The 17,494-nt window shown below is 51.6% G+C and carries 15 protein-coding genes; 10 read left to right on the top strand and 5 right to left on the bottom strand.

What is annotated here, in order from left to right:
- Window positions 1–348: 348 nt before the first annotated feature.
- Window positions 349–678 (top strand): hypothetical protein, encoded by a 330-nt coding sequence (locus ACO0LI_RS16175; protein WP_423033697.1) that lies wholly within the window; start codon window positions 349–351, stop codon window positions 676–678.
- Window positions 679–835: 157 nt separating this feature from the next.
- Here the strand turns inward: ACO0LI_RS16175 and ACO0LI_RS16170 are convergent, their stop codons facing one another.
- Window positions 836–1,855: an HDOD domain-containing protein gene (locus tag ACO0LI_RS16170; RefSeq protein ID WP_423033695.1), complete on the bottom strand. Its 1,020-nt coding sequence runs from the start codon at window positions 1,853–1,855 to the stop codon at window positions 836–838.
- 259 nt (window positions 1,856–2,114) lie between these two features.
- Between ACO0LI_RS16170 and ACO0LI_RS16165 the strand changes: the two genes are divergently transcribed.
- The 3 genes from ACO0LI_RS16165 to ACO0LI_RS16155 all read left to right on the top strand — a co-directional run bounded on the left by ACO0LI_RS16165 (window position 2,115) and on the right by ACO0LI_RS16155 (window position 4,399).
- Window positions 2,115–3,137, top strand: coding sequence for an alpha/beta hydrolase (locus tag ACO0LI_RS16165; protein WP_423033693.1), 1,023 nt, complete (start codon window positions 2,115–2,117; stop codon window positions 3,135–3,137).
- A gap of 122 nt (window positions 3,138–3,259) precedes the next feature.
- Window positions 3,260–4,081 (top strand): NIPSNAP family protein, encoded by an 822-nt coding sequence (locus ACO0LI_RS16160; RefSeq protein ID WP_423033691.1) that lies wholly within the window; start codon window positions 3,260–3,262, stop codon window positions 4,079–4,081.
- 72 nt (window positions 4,082–4,153) lie between these two features.
- Window positions 4,154–4,399: a hypothetical protein gene (locus ACO0LI_RS16155; RefSeq protein WP_423033689.1), complete on the top strand. Its 246-nt coding sequence runs from the start codon at window positions 4,154–4,156 to the stop codon at window positions 4,397–4,399.
- Window positions 4,400–4,409: 10 nt separating this feature from the next.
- Here ACO0LI_RS16155 and ACO0LI_RS16150 read toward each other — a convergent pair whose 3' ends face one another.
- Window positions 4,410–5,798, bottom strand: coding sequence for a glycoside hydrolase family 18 protein (locus tag ACO0LI_RS16150; RefSeq protein WP_423033687.1), 1,389 nt, complete (start codon window positions 5,796–5,798; stop codon window positions 4,410–4,412).
- Between the two features lie 126 nt (window positions 5,799–5,924).
- On the opposite strand from ACO0LI_RS16150, the gene ACO0LI_RS16145 reads away from it, so the two are divergent.
- On the top strand, window positions 5,925–6,176 hold the full coding sequence (locus tag ACO0LI_RS16145; protein ID WP_423033685.1) for a SlyX family protein: 252 nt from the start codon (window positions 5,925–5,927) through the stop codon (window positions 6,174–6,176).
- 148 nt (window positions 6,177–6,324) lie between these two features.
- Here ACO0LI_RS16145 and ACO0LI_RS16140 read toward each other — a convergent pair whose 3' ends face one another.
- Both ACO0LI_RS16140 and ACO0LI_RS16135 read right to left on the bottom strand, forming a co-directional pair.
- Window positions 6,325–7,548 (bottom strand): M20 family metallopeptidase, encoded by a 1,224-nt coding sequence (locus ACO0LI_RS16140; RefSeq protein WP_423033683.1) that lies wholly within the window; start codon window positions 7,546–7,548, stop codon window positions 6,325–6,327.
- A 28-nt stretch (window positions 7,549–7,576) separates the two neighbouring features.
- Window positions 7,577–8,809 (bottom strand): urate hydroxylase PuuD, encoded by a 1,233-nt coding sequence (locus tag ACO0LI_RS16135; RefSeq protein WP_423033681.1) that lies wholly within the window; start codon window positions 8,807–8,809, stop codon window positions 7,577–7,579.
- Window positions 8,810–9,171: 362 nt separating this feature from the next.
- On the opposite strand from ACO0LI_RS16135, the gene ACO0LI_RS16130 reads away from it, so the two are divergent.
- Window positions 9,172–10,110 carry a LysR family transcriptional regulator gene (locus tag ACO0LI_RS16130; RefSeq protein ID WP_423033939.1) on the top strand — a complete coding sequence of 313 codons (939 nt, stop codon included), beginning with the start codon at window positions 9,172–9,174 and terminating at the stop codon, window positions 10,108–10,110.
- A gap of 111 nt (window positions 10,111–10,221) precedes the next feature.
- Here ACO0LI_RS16130 and uraH read toward each other — a convergent pair whose 3' ends face one another.
- Window positions 10,222–10,575 carry a hydroxyisourate hydrolase gene (gene uraH, locus ACO0LI_RS16125; protein ID WP_186954319.1) on the bottom strand — a complete coding sequence of 118 codons (354 nt, stop codon included), beginning with the start codon at window positions 10,573–10,575 and terminating at the stop codon, window positions 10,222–10,224.
- Between the two features lie 209 nt (window positions 10,576–10,784).
- On the opposite strand from uraH, the gene ACO0LI_RS16120 reads away from it, so the two are divergent.
- From ACO0LI_RS16120 to ACO0LI_RS16105, 4 genes are all read left to right on the top strand, one after another.
- Window positions 10,785–12,542, top strand: coding sequence for an allantoate amidohydrolase (locus ACO0LI_RS16120; protein ID WP_423033679.1), 1,758 nt, complete (start codon window positions 10,785–10,787; stop codon window positions 12,540–12,542).
- A gap of 645 nt (window positions 12,543–13,187) precedes the next feature.
- On the top strand, window positions 13,188–14,576 hold the full coding sequence (locus ACO0LI_RS16115; RefSeq protein ID WP_423033677.1) for a nucleobase:cation symporter-2 family protein: 1,389 nt from the start codon (window positions 13,188–13,190) through the stop codon (window positions 14,574–14,576).
- A 35-nt stretch (window positions 14,577–14,611) separates the two neighbouring features.
- Window positions 14,612–15,970, top strand: a complete 1,359-nt coding sequence (locus ACO0LI_RS16110) for an 8-oxoguanine deaminase (protein WP_423033675.1) — start codon at window positions 14,612–14,614, stop codon at window positions 15,968–15,970.
- A gap of 117 nt (window positions 15,971–16,087) precedes the next feature.
- Entirely contained in the window at window positions 16,088–17,431 is a 1,344-nt protein-coding gene (locus tag ACO0LI_RS16105; protein WP_423033673.1) for a hypothetical protein, read from the top strand.
- The last annotated feature ends 63 nt before the right edge of the window (window positions 17,432–17,494 follow it).

Genomic DNA, 17,494 nt, shown 5'->3' with positions numbered 1-17,494 from the left:
GTAATACAACATCCATAGCTCACGGCGAAGCGCATATTCGCCTGTATCGCCTGTATCGCCTGTATTGCTTATATATATGGGTTTGCAGTCTGCGCTTTTTCCATCCTTGTCTCATCGCTTTCGCATGTCGTGCAGGATAGTGCCAGTACTAGTCCAGGTTACCTGAGCCAGCCATTCAGCCCTCTTGTCTGCCTTTTTCCCACATCAAATTCTCCGGCGAAAAAAACGTTGAAGAGGTGTTTTTGACACTTCAATCTCCGTTTCCTGCATTTCGTCGCATGCCCCTCGCGGATTGACAGCGCAAGCTCTAAAGTACACACATCAACCAACCACAAAGAGGAAAACGAAATGAAAAACGCAATCAACAACACATTTAAATCTGGCCTGATTCTTTCTACAGCATTGCTGACAGGCGCACTGGCAATCACTGCTGCTTTCACTCAAAGCAAAGCAGAAGCAAGCATGAATGTTGCCAGTATCGCCAGTGTAACGATCTCTGCAAAACGTATGACTGAAGAGCAAAAAATGGCGTATGACGCCACACAAAATGCAATGCAAACTGTGTTGATCAGCGCTAAAAGAATGACTGATGAAGAAAAACTGGCGATGGATGAAGCTGAAAAATTCCAGCATCAACAAGTGGCACAAAAAGCCGCTCGCAAAAATATCCAGGGCTGATCAGCATGTGTTTTTTGCGCGATAGCAATCGCCAGAAACGCGCGGGATGCCAGAGTCTGCAAGCGGTTTTTTTCTTGACGACAGCCCGTTTTTAAAACAAAGATTTTCTATATTTTCAGGAAGTTTTTGTTTTGAAAATGGGCCAGGAAAATAAATACTAGGCCTCATCCTTTTCCTGTACATGCAGCGCCGTAAAACAGCGCTGCATTTCTGCGTCTGCAGTCAGATGCAGTTCCTCATCGTCGTCACTGATGACAGCGGCATTCACCAGCAATCTTATTTTGCTGATGTCGCCCGCCTGCTTCAACACCAGTCCCAGATCCTGTAATGGACCATCATGGCTGACCTGGTCTTTCAGGGCTTGCATGACGGCATCAGGAAAATCCCATTCCTTGGCAATGCGGTAAGACAGGATATGTGCCATGTGTAAAAAGCGCAGGCGAAATTCTGTCGCCAGCGGCATGACCGGTGCCACCATGATCTGATCGAGGCTGCGAAACGCAATGATCAGGCCGATGTTTTGCACCAGACCGGCCAGGTAGGCATGAAAGCCATCAAGCCCGCGCTCCTGCGCCAGCAGGCGGCAAGCCTGCGCACATTTTTCTGACTGTTCCCAGATCAGCGGTGCAACCACGCAAGTGATACGGCCAGACTGCAGTTGTATCAGCGGGCGGAAAGCCGTGCGCGCAACCAGCAGGCGCAGGCCATTGATGCCGAGCAGGCGTATCGCATTGTCGAGGCTGCTGATCTTGTCTGCCGGGCTGTAATAAGAGCTGTTGACTTCAGTGATGATCTCGGCGACCAGGCTCACATCCCTGCCGATATGGCTGGCCAGTTCATCACCAGAGACATTTTCATTGCGCAGGCTCTTCAACAACTGCGGCAACACGCTGGGTACGCGTGGGATATGGCGGGCATCACTAAAGTCTGCCCTGACCAGGCGTTCCAGTGCAATCAGCAGTGGTTTATCTGAGCCATGCTGTACCTGCTTGCCATAAGCACCGAGCAGCCAGGGGTAAAACCGCGAATCGACATCAAAGCCAGCTTGCCAGGCACCCTCTTCGGACACGATATCTTCAGGTGCGCTGAAGACAGTGGCTGCCTGCAGTGCTTCTGCATCAGCCGCAGCAGAACCTATGCCCAGCCGCCGGCATAAATTGCGCAGCAAGCCTAGCACCTTGCCTCCTGCTGGCAGTGGCAAACAAAAACGAAGGGGGACAGCAAGACAGTCGCCATCATGTCTGAAGCACTCCTGTAGTGGTTGCCTGCTATATTCGCATAAACCCGGTCTTGCATGCACGCCTGCAACACCTACTTGCCCTGATAATGTTACTTTGCTTTACAAGTTGTTGCATAAATAGACTAGTGCAACTAGCGCCGGATTTTTTAAGATAAGGGCTTATGCTGGTCCCGCCCTGATGTTACGGAGTTTCATGATGCCCAAGCCTGCCGATATGACCACCCCGCCCCGCTATGCCCTGCAAGCGATATCAGTTTGCCTGGGTTTCCTGCTCGCCTTGCCCCTTATTGCTTCCACTGCTGCCAACGCTGGCACCCTGCGCGACAAAATGATGGAAAGACGGCAGGAAAGAAAAGAACAGCGGGCAGAGCAGGCGGTTGAAAAAAATGAAATGACTGAGGCAGAAACAACAGACCTGGCACCGCAAGGCCTGCCAGCTGGCACCAAAGTCTTGCGCGATATTGCCTATGGCAGTGACAAGCGTCAGACCATGGACGTGTATCTGCCAGCGAATGCTGCCTCGCAAAAATCCATGCCTGTCATCTTCATGGTGCATGGCGGCGCCTGGAAAATAGGCAGCAAAACCGCACGTGGCGTGGTCGAGAACAAGGCCGCGCACTGGCTGCCCCAAGGCTATATATTCATCTCCATCAATTACCGCATGTTGCCCGACATCAAACCGCTGGAACAGGCTGACGATGTCGCCAAAGCCCTGGCAACAGCGCAAAACAAGGCGGCAGAATGGGGCGGGTCGGGCAAGCGCTTCATCATCATGGGCCATTCCGCCGGGGCGCACCTGGTTGCCCTGCTGGCCAGCAATCCGTCCATCGCAGCCAGGGCAGGTGCCTCTGCCTGGCTGGCAACCATTGCGCTGGACAGCGCCGCTTATGACATCGACAAGATCATGGGACAAAAGCATTACCGCTTTTATGATGAAGCCTTTGGTTCTGATCCCGCTTACTGGCAAGCCAGCTCACCCACTCTGCAATTGAAACAAGCCGCAGCCCCCTTTGTGGCCGTGTGCTCCAGCATCAGGCCAGACAAGCCCTGTGCCCAGGCGGGTGTGTTCATCGACAAGGCCAAGTCATTGGGCATGCAGGCGATGCTGTTGCCACAAAGCCTGAGTCATGCTGACATCAATAAGAATCTCGGACTGGATAGTGCGTATACCACCGCTGTAGATAATTTCTTGAGGCCGATTGTTAAGGCCCGTGATTAAGTTTGTGATTTTTTAAATCTTGTTTCTCATTAGGACTTGAATTGTCCTAATACCAGTCTATGCTGGGTTCCACGGCGCTAATCATTTCTGGTTACGCGATTAATTGTCTTGGAGATCAGCAAATGAACACCTCTGCCGTAGCCCTGATGGGTGCTGCACTATTGGGAGCAGTCACTACGCCCATCGATGTTGAAGGGATTGGCAATGATGCCAATGGTGAATGCTGCAGTGTTATAGAGTTGCGCCAGTATGTGACTTACCCAGGCAAACGGGATGCACTGATCTCACTGTTTGAGAAACACTTCATAGAAAGCCAGGAAGAAACTGGCATACGTGTGCTCGGTCAGTTTCGCGATATTAACGATCCCTATCGTTACACCTGGTTGCGCGGCTTTCCCAATATGGAAGCACGCAAGCAGGCATTGACGGTTTTTTATTCAGGCCAGACCTGGCAGACTTACCGCAATGAAGCCAATGCGACCTTGTACGATAACGACGATGTGTTGTTGCTGCGCCCGGCCTCCGCTGGCAGTGGCTTCAAGCCGGGTTCGCATACTAGGCCCGCGCCAGACAGTGTGGCACCACGTACTGGCTTCGTCGTGGCAACGGTTTACCATTTTGCGCAGGAAGTGACGCCAGACTTCATCAGCAAATTCAATGAACGCTTGATGCCCATGTTTGAGCGCCATGGGGCACATATCATGGGACGTTTTGTCACTGAAAAAAGCCGCAATACTTTTGAGCGCCTGCCCGTGCGTGAGAATGTGAATGTGTTTGTCTGGTTTGCTTCCTATGCAGACCGTGCAGCTTATGAAGTCTGTCTGACAAAATTGGCCGGGGACGCGCTGTGGCGGGATCAGGCATTTGCTGATCTGTACAAGTCATTGCAAGGCTGGCCTGAGATCATCATGCTGGAACCTGCATCACGTTCTATTTTGCCTTAATACCTGATTTTTACAAATTCGCGCATAGCTGGATTAATATGTGCACACTCTTATTTTCAGCGGCATATTGTGATGGTCTTTCTTGCATTTACACGTCAGGGTCTTGATGAATTGATCGCGTTAAATAAGGCATCTGTGTTATCTGTCTGGTGTGGCAGTAATGTTCTGACAGAAGCAGAATACGATGATATGTCAGGCAAGAATATTTCCCGCTTCGTCTATCCATTGGCAAGCCCTGCTGATGCAGACTTTTCATGTGCGCTGGAAACGATTGCAGATCATCATCCAGGAGAAAAAATCTGGGTAGAGAATCTGTAATAAACTCTCATTATTGGGGCTGGTAGTGTATCCCACCCGCCAGATCAACGTCTGCTGTCTTTTCATGCAGGTTCCTGTATAAGCTGCGCAAGAGACTGCCCTCTTCATCATCTTGCCCCAGGTGCCAGAACATGGCACCGGCCAGTTTGTATTTTTTCAGGTAGGCGACTTTATAAGCGAAGGATTGTTCATCGTCATAGCTGATAAAGATTTTCTTATCCTCGTTATAAATCCACGGCACCTTGGTCTCTTTACTGAAATAGGATTTGTAACCCAGATTAGCAGTCAGCAGTTTTTTGATTTCAGCATAGCCAGGCGTGCGTGGGTCTTTGCGGGCAATACAGGCATCGCAGCCTGTGAGTAACGTGGGATCGCCTGCATAGACATCGCCTGCAAGTGTCTGATGGCTTTGATACAGGCCATGGTTTTCCCCGGCTTCTACCGCAAAATAGGCGCGACCATAAAATGGCAGGCCCAGCACAAGTTTGCTCGCAGGTACTCCGGCACGCAGGTATTGCTGCACCGTCGCATCCACCGTCAATGCCATTGGTGAGGGGAAGCGCTTTTCCATTTCGGTCGCTGACAAGGCCGGTTTGAATGCCAGCTTGCGCAAGGGGTTGTCATACATATGCTCAGGTGCGTCACCAAACAGGTGGGCATTATGGTTGGTCTGCTTTTCCCACGCACCATTGAAGTCATAACTCATGAGATTGACATAATCAACCTGCGCTGCAATCTGTGTCAATTGCAGATAAGTTCGCGCCATGCTGAAAGCACCACCAGCCACGGCAATAGACAATTGATTACTCTGTTTGGCGCGCTTCAATTGCTGGCGCATTTCCTTGAGCAGGGCGACAAAATTCTGCGCGTCTTCTGCACGTGGATATTCCCAGTCCAGGTCCAGTCCATCGAAGCCATATTCACGCATGAAAGCCACACAGGATTGCGCGAGTTTTTTGCGACCTTCAACCGTCGCAGCGGCCTGGCGGTAGCGTGCTACCGAGGGGCTGTCATCATTTGTATAAGCCCAGCCACCGATGGAAAACTGCAAACGTAAAGCGGGATTATATTTTTTGAGGCCCTGTAATTCACGAAATATCTTGCCCGCAGCCTGCTGGTTGGTTCCTTCTTCCAGCGCACATTTTCCATCTTCGCTGAGCGTCAGGAACGAGAAATTCAAATGCGTGAGCATGCGCGCTTTTTCTGGCGTGATCGCAGCAACAGGGAATGCGGTTTTGCCCTCGTCATAATGATTGATATCATCTTTGCCAAGGGCGTAATATGCCATGACCACTGGCCTGCCTGCATCCTTTGCCTGAACGGCAGGCGTGGAACATAAGACCAGTATGCCGGACAGACATGACAATAAGAGACGTGATGGGAGTTTGGCGATTTTCATGCACATAGCATGCAAGCAGGGGCAAAACAGGTCAACAGGTTTTTATTTCATCCTGAATTTGAACATACCACTTGTGCGCAGCGCTTCTGAGGCAGACATACCAGTCCATTGGAATACCAGACTGGTATGGCATACTGTAGCCCTGATTTCAAAGAAAGCCGCATCATGACGACAGAAGAAAGACTGATAGACCTGGAAATACGCCTGACCCGTCAGGATGACCTGGTTGATACTCTGAATACTCAGGTATACCGCCAACAAAAGAAAATCGATGAACTTGAAGCGCTTTGCACTGCGATGGCCGCCCGTTTAAGGGAAGTGGCAGTGGCTGCCAGCCAGCGCACTGCCGTGGTGGATGAGAGGCCGCCGCATTATTGAGAGTGCCTGAAGCGAATGAATAAATCAGGCACTTTGGTACTTGATAAGATAAGCTGCAATCTCAAATTCGTCGCTCCAGCGCAGGCTGGAGCCCAAGGGCGTTTGTCGCATACCGTAGTTTCCAGCATGCGACCAGTACCACGCTACATCACACCAGCAAATCCGCCAGACTACGCGCAATGACTTTGGTGGCTTTGCGCAAATCTTCCAGATTCAAACGCTCATCTGCTCGCTTGGCATGGGATTCCAGCACGGTGCGCGGCCCTGCACCATAAATAACGCCCGGTATGCCTGCTTCCGAGAACAGGCGTACATCGGTATACAAAGGCGTACCCAGTGCCGGAATCGCTTCACCAAACACAGTCCCGCCATGCTTTTGTATCGCCTCCACCAGCGGTGTATTACCAGGCAATGGACGCATGGAATTCGCCAGCAAGATACGTTTTACATCCACGCTGATGCCGGGCAATTCAGCCGCGGTATCGCTGATGACTTTGCGCAACGTCGCTTCGACTTCTGCCGGATTTTCTTCCGGTATCATGCGGCGATCGAGTTTGAATGTAACGCGGCCAGGGATGACGTTGGTATTCGTGCCACCTTCTATCGTGCCCACATTCAGGTAAGGATGGGTAATGCCTTCGACTTTCGATGTGACTTGTTTGTACAGCGTGTTTTGCGCATACAGGGCATTCAAAATCTTGACTGCCGCCTGCAAGGCATCGACACCAGAGTCAGGGATAGCTGCATGGGCCATCTTGCCATGCACCGTCACTTCCATCTGCAGGCAACCATTGTGCGCCGTGATGACCTGGTAAGAAAAACCTGCAGCTATCATCAGGTCAGGTTTGATCAGATTGTGCTTGAGCATCCAGCCGGGTCCGACTTCGCCACCGAATTCTTCATCGTAAGTAAATAACAATTCCAGTGTGCCTGCTGTTGGTTTGGCCACTGCTTCCAGTGCGCGCAAGGCAAAAGTGTAAGTCGAGAAATCACATTTGCTGACAGCCGTAGCACGGCCATAGATATTGCCATTTTCTATTTCACCGCCGTATGGGTCTTTGGTCCAGCCTTCACCCGGTGGCACCACGTCACCATGAACATTCAGCAGCACGGTCTTGCCAGGACCATACTGACGGCGCACCAGCAAATTCGTAATGCTTTGCAAGCCAGCGTCTTTGACTTCGCTATCAGGCACTGCATGTTTTTCTGCGCTGATACCCATGTCTTGCAGCAGATCGGCGGTGCGTTCTGCATGCGGAGCATTATTGCCGGGTGGGGTATCAGTCGGTACGCGTACCAGTTCTTGCAGAAATTTGACCTGTTCGTCAAAGTGGCTGTCTATCCAGGCGTCGAGTTGTTCGTAGTTATTCATGTCTTTATACTTTCTAAATTTTTTTGATTTACTTGGCACCAGCCTGGAACCAGGCGCCGACAACTGCACGTTCTTCTTCCGTCATTTGCGTCATATTCCCTATAGGCATGGCCTTGAGTTGCACGGCCTGCATATTGACCTTGACCGCATTCTGTTTGATCAGCTCTGGTGTATCGAGCTTGATGCCTGCCGGTGCAGTGGCAAAGCCAGGCTGGGTCGGTGCAGCTGAATGGCAAGACGCACAACGCTGCTGGATGATGCCCTGCACTTTGGTGAACTGGGCCTTGTCTGCTTCTGCCGCCGACAGGGCCGGGTCAGGTGCTGCCACTTTGGCCGGCGGTTTTGGTGCAATCGCAATTGCCACTGCCAGCAATAAAGTCACGCCCGCCGCAGGATAAGCCCAGTTGGTAATGCCCTTGTGGCGCAGGTTGAAGAAATGACGTATCAAGACACCTGCCGCCATGATAGTCGCCAGCACCAGCCAGTTGTACTCATGGTTATACGTCATTGCATAATGGTTGCTGATCATGATGAACAGCACCGGCAGGGTGAAGTAATTATTGTGTACGCTGCGTTGCTTGGCTTTCTGGCCGTGGATGGGGTCTGGCGATTTACCCTGCTGCATGGCTTCGACCAGCTTGCGCTGGCCGGGGATGATGAGCATCAGCACATTACCCACCATCATCGTACCTATCATGGCGCCGACGTGGATATAGGCGGCGCGGCCACTGAGGAATTTCGACAACACAAATGCTGTCGCCACAATGAACACGAACATGATGATGCCTAGCAGGCCTTCACGCTTGCCCAATGGTGAACGGCACAGCAAGTCATACACAGTCCAGCCCACCAGCAAGGTACCCAGGCCTATGCCTATGGCTTGCCAGCTTGTCAGGTCAGCGACGGACTTGTCTATCATCATCGCAGACGCATTGAAGTAATAGACGATGAACAACATCGCAAAGCCAGACAGCCAGGTGGCATAGGCTTCCCATTTGAACCAGTGCAGTTCTTCCGGCAATTCCTCGGGGGCGATCAGGTATTTTTGCGGGTTATAAAAGCCACCGCCATGCACGGCCCACAATTCACCGGATACCCCCTTGTTGGCCAGTTCAGAACCGGGCTTGGGCGGGCGGATAGTATTGTCGAGCCAGACGAAGTAGAAGGATGCGCCTATCCAGGCGATGCCAGTGATCAGGTGTAGCCAGCGGACGATCAGGTTCAGCCACTCAGTGCCATACGCAAGTAAAAAAGCTTCCATGTTTTCTCTCATGTTAGAAGCTCGTCTGCCTCCGCGGGCTCTTCAGACGAGAGGGATATAAAAATATCCCAAAGTGGTCGCGAACCGAAGCTCCGCTGCGACCAGTGTTATTAAGGAATATACATTCCCATTATTCACGATGTCAGTGCTAAAAAACCACAAAATGTGTCTATCTTCTGTAAATGTCTCCTATTACAGCAGTTAGACCAAGGGCAGGTAAGGGTGGATTATCAAAGTCCAGCATTAATAGCAAAAAACTTGGTGAAGTCTGGTAACGATAAACTTTTTCCCTACAAACTTCATTGAAAACGAAGTATATTAAAAATATGGATTTCGATATAGGTTTGAAGACAGGCATCAGCATGGCACAACTACCCAATCATCTCGACCTGCATCTGATACGCATTTTGTATCTTTTGCTCAGTGAGAAAAACGTCTCCCGCGTGGCTTTGAAGCTTAACCAGCCGCAGCCTTCGATTTCTGCCTCGCTACGCAAACTGCGCGAGCTGACAGGCGACCAATTGCTGGTGCGCGGTGGCCGTGGCATGGTGCCTACCCCCCATGGTGAAACCCTGCTCAAGCCTGCCAAACGCATACTCGATGAAACCGAACTCTTGTTTGAACGCAAGGTGCCCTTCGTGGCCCAGCAAGAGAGCAAGACCTTCCACATCGCAGCACCAGATTCCCTGCATGTGCAATTCCTGCCCAGCGTGGTAGAGCGCCTGCGCCGTGAATCACCCAAAAGCCGCATCGTCATCCATGGCCTGGGGGCAGAAGTCGATTATGTACGTCACCTGTCTGACGGTGACCTTGATCTGGTCATCGCCAACTGGGATGAACCGCCGCAACACCTGCACCTGTCTAAGCTGTTTGAAGACCCCATCGTCTGTGCCATGCGTGCCGATAGCCCCTATGCCAAGCGCACCGGCACTGACGACATGACGCTGGAAGACTACCTGAGTCTGCCGCATGTCGCGCCTTCGCAACTATTATCTGGCTACCATGGCGTCATCGACGCCCATCTGGAACGCCAGCACCTGCGCCGCAATGTCGTGGTCGAGTCCGCCTACTTTGGCCTCATGCCGCATATGCTCGCGCAATCCGACATGGTGCTGACGACGGGCAAGCAATACCTGAGCTTTTATGAAAAAAGCCTGCAACTCAAGACTTTTTCCATTCCCATCAAGTTCCCGCCACTACGCTTTTACCAGCTCTGGCATGAACGCGTCCATCATTCGCCAGAACACAGATGGCTGCGTGAGCAGATAGCCCAGGCAGCCAAATCCCTGATATCCAAATAAATTGACAGGACCTTCGCAAAATTGTCCCAGCAAGGCGCAGCGACGAAGACAGTACTTTAGTACGGCTAGGAGTTGCAACGCGGCTGGGGCGGTTTTGCGGAGGTCCTTTGTTTAACTGCCGCGGTAAGTTGAATAAGCCCATGGCGACACTACCAGCGGAACATGGTAATTCTGACTGGCATCGGCCACGCCAAAAGCCAGGGTCACGCGGTCTATGAATTTGGGGCTGGGCAGGTCCACACCCTGCTTGTCGAAATAATCACCTGCCGCAAATACCAGCTCATACAGGCCAGGTTTCAGGCTATCGCCTTCCAGCAAGGGCGCATTGCAGCGGCCATCATTATTGGTGGTTTCTGTCTTCAGCAGGGTTTTCTCGCCTGCATTGACGGCATATAACTCCACTTGCACACCCACGCCGGGCTTGCCAACGGTGATATCCAGCACATGTGTACTGAGCTTTCCCATACTGATCTCCTATATTGATGATTTGAAATACGCTATCAGCCAAATCTTATACTGCCAGCAGTCTATCAATATACTATCGAAGATATACAGATCATGAAGACAGCAGCACATTGCAGGCCAGAATTGGGCTTAAGCTTCATCATCATGCCGGGACAACACCGGTCACATTAAAGCATAGGCACAATAATAGGCACATTGCCTGACCAATTATGACGACAACTCTGGACCACCTGAACCACTGTAGCCCGCAAGACTTTGTGCATATCCTGCACGGTATCTATGAACATTCACCCTGGATACCTGAACGGGCTGCTGTCAGCCGCCCCTTTGCCAGCATTACGGCTCTCAAGCTGGCCTTGCAAACCGTGGTCAGCCAGGCGACAGAGGCCGAGCAACTGGGTCTGATCCGTGCCCACCCCGAGCTGGCAGGCAAAGCCGCGATTGCGGGTGAACTGACAGCAGAATCAACGGGTGAACAGGCCAAGGCAGGCCTGACCAATTGCAGCCCTGAAGAATTTGCAATACTGCATAAACTCAATGCCGACTACAACAGCAAGTTTGGCTTCCCCTTCATCCTCGCCGTCAAAGGGCCAGATGGCAAGGGCTTTACGCGGGAAACCATCATCGCCACCTTCCAGCGCCGCTTCAAGAACCAGCGGGCAGATGAGCTGGCAGAATGCCTGCGCCAGATAGGCCGCATCGCCGAATTGCGCCTGAATGATTTGCTCGAACACACTCTGCAATTTGGCAACACCATCATGCAATGGTCAGAAACCCTGACCGCCTGGAGCAATGATGAAGATGGCCTGACTTGCGCTTACATGACACCCTCGCACCAAAAAACCGCAGAGCAACTGGCGGCCTGGATGCGTGAAGCAGGTATGCATGTGCATATCGACGCAGTCGGCAATGTGGTAGGCCGCTACCTGTCTGATGCCACCGATGCCAAGACCCTGCTGACCGGCTCCCACTATGACACCGTCTGCAATGGCGGCAAATACGATGGCCGTGAAGGCATCCTGCTACCCATCGCCATCGTCAAGCACCTGAACGAGAGAAATGAAAAACTGCCTTTCAACTTCGAGATCATCGGTTTTTCTGAAGAAGAAGGCGTGCGCTTCAAAAGCACTTTCCTCGGTAGTAATGCCGTCATCGGCCAGTTTGACCTGGCCTTGCTGGACAAGACAGATGCCGACGGCATCAGCATGCGTGAAGCACTGACTGCTGCCGGGCATGATGTCAAACAAATCCCCGCGATAGCGCGTGACCCTGCACAAATCCTGGGCTATGTAGAAGTGCATATAGAACAGGGCCCGGTCTTGCTGGGCCGTGACCTGCCGGTGGGCATCGTCACTTCCATCGCTGGCAGTTGCCGTTATCAGGTGCAACTCAAAGGGGTTGCCAGCCACGCCGGCACCACACCCATGAGCATGCGCAAGGACGCTGCCACTGCCGCCGCAGAAATCATTTTGTATGTAGAACAGCGTTGCGCCAATGGCACGTCCCTGGTAGGGACAGTGGGCCAGTTACAGGTGCCGCATGGTTCGGTCAATGTGATACCCGGGTCCTGCAATCTGTCACTGGATATCCGTGCCGCTGACGATGCCACCCGCGATGCTGCGGTAAATGACATCCTGGCTAAGATAGAAGCCATCTGCCAGCAGCGCAATATCGAAGTGAACATAGTCAAAGCCGTATCCGCCCCGGCAGCCCCCTGTGCCCCATGGCTGATGCAGCAACTGGCAGCAGCCACGCAAAGGGCAGGTTTGCCAGCTTTTGAATTGCCATCAGGTGCGGGCCATGATGCCATGGCGATAGCCAAAATGACCGATGTGGCCATGCTGTTCACCCGCTGCGGCAACGGCGGCATCAGCCACAATCCACTGGAAACCATGAGCGCCGACGACGCAGAAGTCTCGGCACAAATCTTGCTCGATTTTTTAAGGAATTTTAAGGGTAGGGATTAAGACCTAAGAGCTCACCACAGAGACACAGAGGGGGCACAGAGGGACACAGAGGGACACAGAGGAAGGGCAGATTCATTTGTGTATTTTCTCAATAAATGTTCTAAAGATTTTCTCTGTGCCCCTCTGTGTCTCCGTGCCTCTGTGTTGAGAGGTCTAGTTTTTCAGTTCAACAAACCAGGATTTCTGGCGCCACTTTCAGTATTGCCTGCTTCAGCTTCGCAATGAAGACCTGATGCAGAACCAGGACTGAGCTTGAGCCTGCTGCCATGTTTGCGCTTGATAGCGCTGCATGGTTTGAGGCGACGCAAGAATATGCTTTCACCGGCATTTTTTTACGACGCAGATCAATCCTGACGAGATGTCTTCTTCCAGTTCATGGGGGATGCACTTCGTCAGGCAGCAGTAAAAAGCGCAGTCGGACACTATGTTTCGGCTGTATTTGTAGCCGCTCTTTGTGACGATACCATCGTCATGAAGGCAAACCAGGAGTCTTGCACATGATGCATTTCCCCCTCATCCCGATTACCAGTCGCTTAAATTTTTAGCAGCTCAGTATGTGCATTTCCAGCCATCACTGACAAAAAATTCCGTCAGAGAACCCAGCAGTGATGTGTCATAACCAAACCATCTAGCAAGGAAGAGACAATGCAAACAGCGATACACCCGGTAGATGAAAAGCTACCAGCAGCAAAATTATTCACTCTGGGCATACAGCACGTGCTGGTGATGTATGCCGGGGCGATAGCCGTGCCTCTCATTATCGGCGGTGCCCTGCACCTACCCAAAGACCAGATAGCCTTCCTCATCAATGCCGATTTATTCTGTTGCGGCCTGGTGACCCTGATACAAGCCCTGGGTATCTGGAAGTTTGGCATACGCATGCCTGTCATGATGGGCGTCACCTTTGCGGCAGTAGGCCCCATGGTGGCGATGGCGGGCAACCCCAACCTTGGCATACTCAGCATTTATGGGGCGGTCATCGCCTCCGGTATTTTTGGTCTCATCATTACGCCCTTCATGAGCCGGGCTGTCAGGTTTTTCCCACCTGTCGTTACCGGCACCATCATTACCGTCATCGGTATTACCCTCATGCGCGTGGGTATCAACTGGGCAGCGGGTGGGCAACCGATGATTTTTGATGCGGCCAGCAAATCCATGCAGCCCAATCCCAATTACGGTGCTCCTGAAAACCTGGCGATTGCCTTTTTTGTACTGGTCTCCATCATGCTCATGACACGTTATTTGCGCGGCTTCCTGGGCAATATCTCGGTCTTGCTGGGCATGGTGGCGGGCTTTGTGGTTTCGCTAGTCTTGGGCAAGGTCAGTTTTGATGGCCTGGGCGAAGCAGGCTGGTTTGCCTTCATCATGCCCTTCCAGTATGGCATGCCGACCTTTGACCTGGGTGCCATCATAGGCATGTGCCTGGTCATGATCGTCACGATGGTCGAATCGACAGGCATGTTCCTCGCGCTGTCTGAGCTTACCGGCAAGCGCATCAGCAATGAAGAGCTGGCGAATGGCTTGCGGGCTGACAGCCTGGGCACGGTCATCGGCGGTGTCTTCAATACTTTTCCTTATACTTCGTTTTCACAAAACATAGGCCTGGTTGGTGTCACTGGTGTGCGCAGTCGCTATGTCTGCGCAGCTGCGGGTGTGATATTGGTGGTATTTGGCATGTTCCCAAAAATGGCGCATGTGGCAGCATCGATGCCCGTGTATGTACTCGGTGGTGCAGGCATAGTCATGTTTGGCATGGTGGCCGCCACGGGTATCAAGATACTCGGCAATGCCGGGCTCAATCACCAGCGCCACAACCTGTTCATTGTTGCGGTCAGCATAGGGGCAGGCATGATACCGCTGGTGGCACCGCAGTTCTTTTCGCATTTGCCGCACTGGCTGGGCACGATAGTCGATAGCGGCATCTTGCTGGCTACCATTGCGGCAGTGACGCTCAATCTGTTTTTCAACGGTCAGGGTGCGGAGTCGGAAGCCAAGGCATCTGCCATGGCTGCGGCCCACAGCTCTGACTATTAATTTTCTCTGTTATTTTATTTGTTATTTTATTTGCTATGGCCAGCTTACTTATCAAAAATGCCCGCGTCGTCGTCACCATGGACGACACGCGCCGTGAAATCAGCAATGGTGCGGTATACGTCATCGACAATGTCATCGCGCAGGTGGGGTCAAGTGCAGACTTGCCGCAAACTGCCGATGAAGTCATTGATGCGACTGACCATGTCGTCATGCCCGGCCTCATCAATACCCATCACCATATGTACCAAAGCCTGACTCGTGTCATACCTGCGGCGCAAAATGGCGAGCTGTTCAACTGGCTGACCAACCTTTATCCGATCTGGGCCAACCTGACACCAGAAATGGTGCAGGTTTCCACCCAGGCCGCGATGGCAGAGCTGATCTTGTCTGGTTGCACCACCAGCAGTGATCATCTCTACATCTACCCAAATGGCTGCCAGCTTGATCACAGCCTGCAGGCAGCGCAAGAGATAGGCATGCGCTTTCATGCTGCGCGTGGTTCCATGAGCGTGGGCCAGTCAAAAGGTGGCCTGCCGCCAGACCGCGTGGTGGAAGACGAGGCCAGCATACTGCGCGACACCCAGCGCCTGATAGAGACTTATCACGACAGCAGCAGCCACGCCATGCAGCGCATCGTCGTTGCACCCTGCTCGCCATTTTCTGTCTCGCGCGATCTCATGCGCGAATCAGCAACACTAGCGCGCAGTTATGGGGTATCGCTGCATACCCATCTGGCAGAAAATGCCAATGACATCGCCTACAGCCGCGAGAAATTCAATATGACCCCGGCAGAATATGCCGAAGACTGCGGCTGGGTAGGCCATGATGTCTGGCATGCGCACTGCGTGCAACTCGATGATGATGGCATCTATATGTTCGCCCGCACAGGCACTGGCATTGCCCATTGCCCCTGCTCGAATATGCGCCTGGCGTCTGGCATCGCACCCATACGCAAGATGCTGGATGCCGGTGTCAGCGTTAGCCTCGGTGTCGATGGCTGCGCCTCAAATGATTCCGGCCACATGCTGGGTGAAGTCAGGCAAGCCATGCTGCTGCAACGCGTGGGCTTTGGTCCTGATGCGATGACAGCCCGGCAGGTGCTGGAAGTGGCTACCCTGGGTGGTGCCAAGGTACTTAACCGCGACGACATAGGCGCACTCAAACCCGGCATGTCGGCGGACATCATCATGTTCAACCTCAAGCAGATAGGCTACGCCGGTGCCTGGCATGACCCGGTCGCGGCTTTGGTCTTTTGCACGCCTTCAGATGTCGCATACAGCATCATCAATGGCCGTGTCGTGGTACGTGATGGTCAAATAACTTCTATAGATTTACCAGTAGTGATGGAAAGACATAATCGTCTGGCTCATCAACTGGCAGAAGCAGCACGTTGAGCTGATCTTGCGCTCTTCAGATGCTGACGGTGGTAAAAAAATCTTGCTGTCAGCATCAATTTTCGTATATCCGGAACTTGCTGGTATGCTTGAGTCATTGACTTTAATAACTCATGCATGAAAAAACAGATTCCATTAAATCCAGCTGAAATTACAGAGCTGCAAAAACAATTTTTCCATTCCCTGAAGCTGGGAACAGGCAGGGCGATGTTGCTGATGAAAGCGCATCCGCAAATAGATTTCTCTAAGCAGATACTCGCTGCCACTGTCAATAACCTCGCTTATGACAGACAATGTGAAGGGAGCAGGGCCGTATATCTGTACAGCCTGATCATGCGATTACGGCAAAAAGATGAGTTGATTCGTACTATCATCAAAAAATTCAGTGCCAAAAAACGCAATGACTATGGCATGGATCAGCTTAGCGATCTCGTCCTGTATTTCCATCAGGATGGCATAGCCGGAGCGAAAGAGGCTTTGTTAAGCAGGTTTGAAAAAACTTTCAGCAATGGCTATGAGCTGTATGCGAGAGGTGTGTTGCTGGAAATTGAAGGCATGGCAGGCCTGATCATGGCTGCTGAAAAAGTGGGACAGCTTCCAGAGCAAGAAAGAGCAGATTACGAAGACCGCTGGCGCGTCGATGATTTTCAAGAGATGAACAAGTCTGTCGATGTCTATGCAGAATTGGCCAAGGCTGCAGAGACAAATCCAGCGATCAAAAATTACCTTGATTTGATCTTGTCTGCTGAACCCAGGGAAAAATACAGGCGTAGCAAAACTATTCCTTATACAGTGGCAGAAATTGAAGAGCTGATTGATGAAGCAGTTCGCTTCCCTCGCTTTTGGGCCTCGCACATTTCAGGAATGACACAGGCAGATATAGAAAAAATTGCCAGGAATTTTCTTGCTGAAAAAGACGGTAACAGAAAATACAAATACCTCCCCTTCTTTTATCAAACGAAATTCCCTTTTGATTACGGGTTCCTGCTGAAGTTGGCAAGCGGCAGGAACGTGAAAAAAAACCGCCGGATAATGCATGCCGTGAATGCCCTTAGTCACTTCAAAGGCGATGATATTCGTGCACTTGCATTTAAAAAATTTGCCAGTGAAAAGACGCCCTGGGATTACCTGAAACTGCTGATCAATAATTATCAAACTGGTGATGCGAAAATTTTACTTGAGATCATACAACGTTCAGACAATGTTCATCACATACATGACCTGGTAGCAGGCATCATTGACGTTTATGACGCCAATCCGGATAAAGAATGCAAGGCGCCGCTGGAGGCCATGTACTACAGCATGAACTGTGCAATGCATAGATGGAGCGTGATAGATCTGTTAAATAGAAATGGGGTCTTGTCTGAGGAAATCGTGGAAGAACTTGCTTATGATACCGATGAGGACTTACGAAAATTATCCCGTAGCATAAAACGTTCTCGCTCCAAAGTTCATGCTTAGCGATGCTTATCTAAGGTTTGCTTATACCTCCGTGGTTTTACCAAAATTTCCTGTAAAAAAATA

The organism is Undibacterium sp. Tian12W (assembly GCF_049339405.1).
Classification (GTDB): domain Bacteria; phylum Pseudomonadota; class Gammaproteobacteria; order Burkholderiales; family Burkholderiaceae_D; genus Undibacterium.
This window is presented reverse-complemented; position numbering and strand designations above follow the sequence as displayed.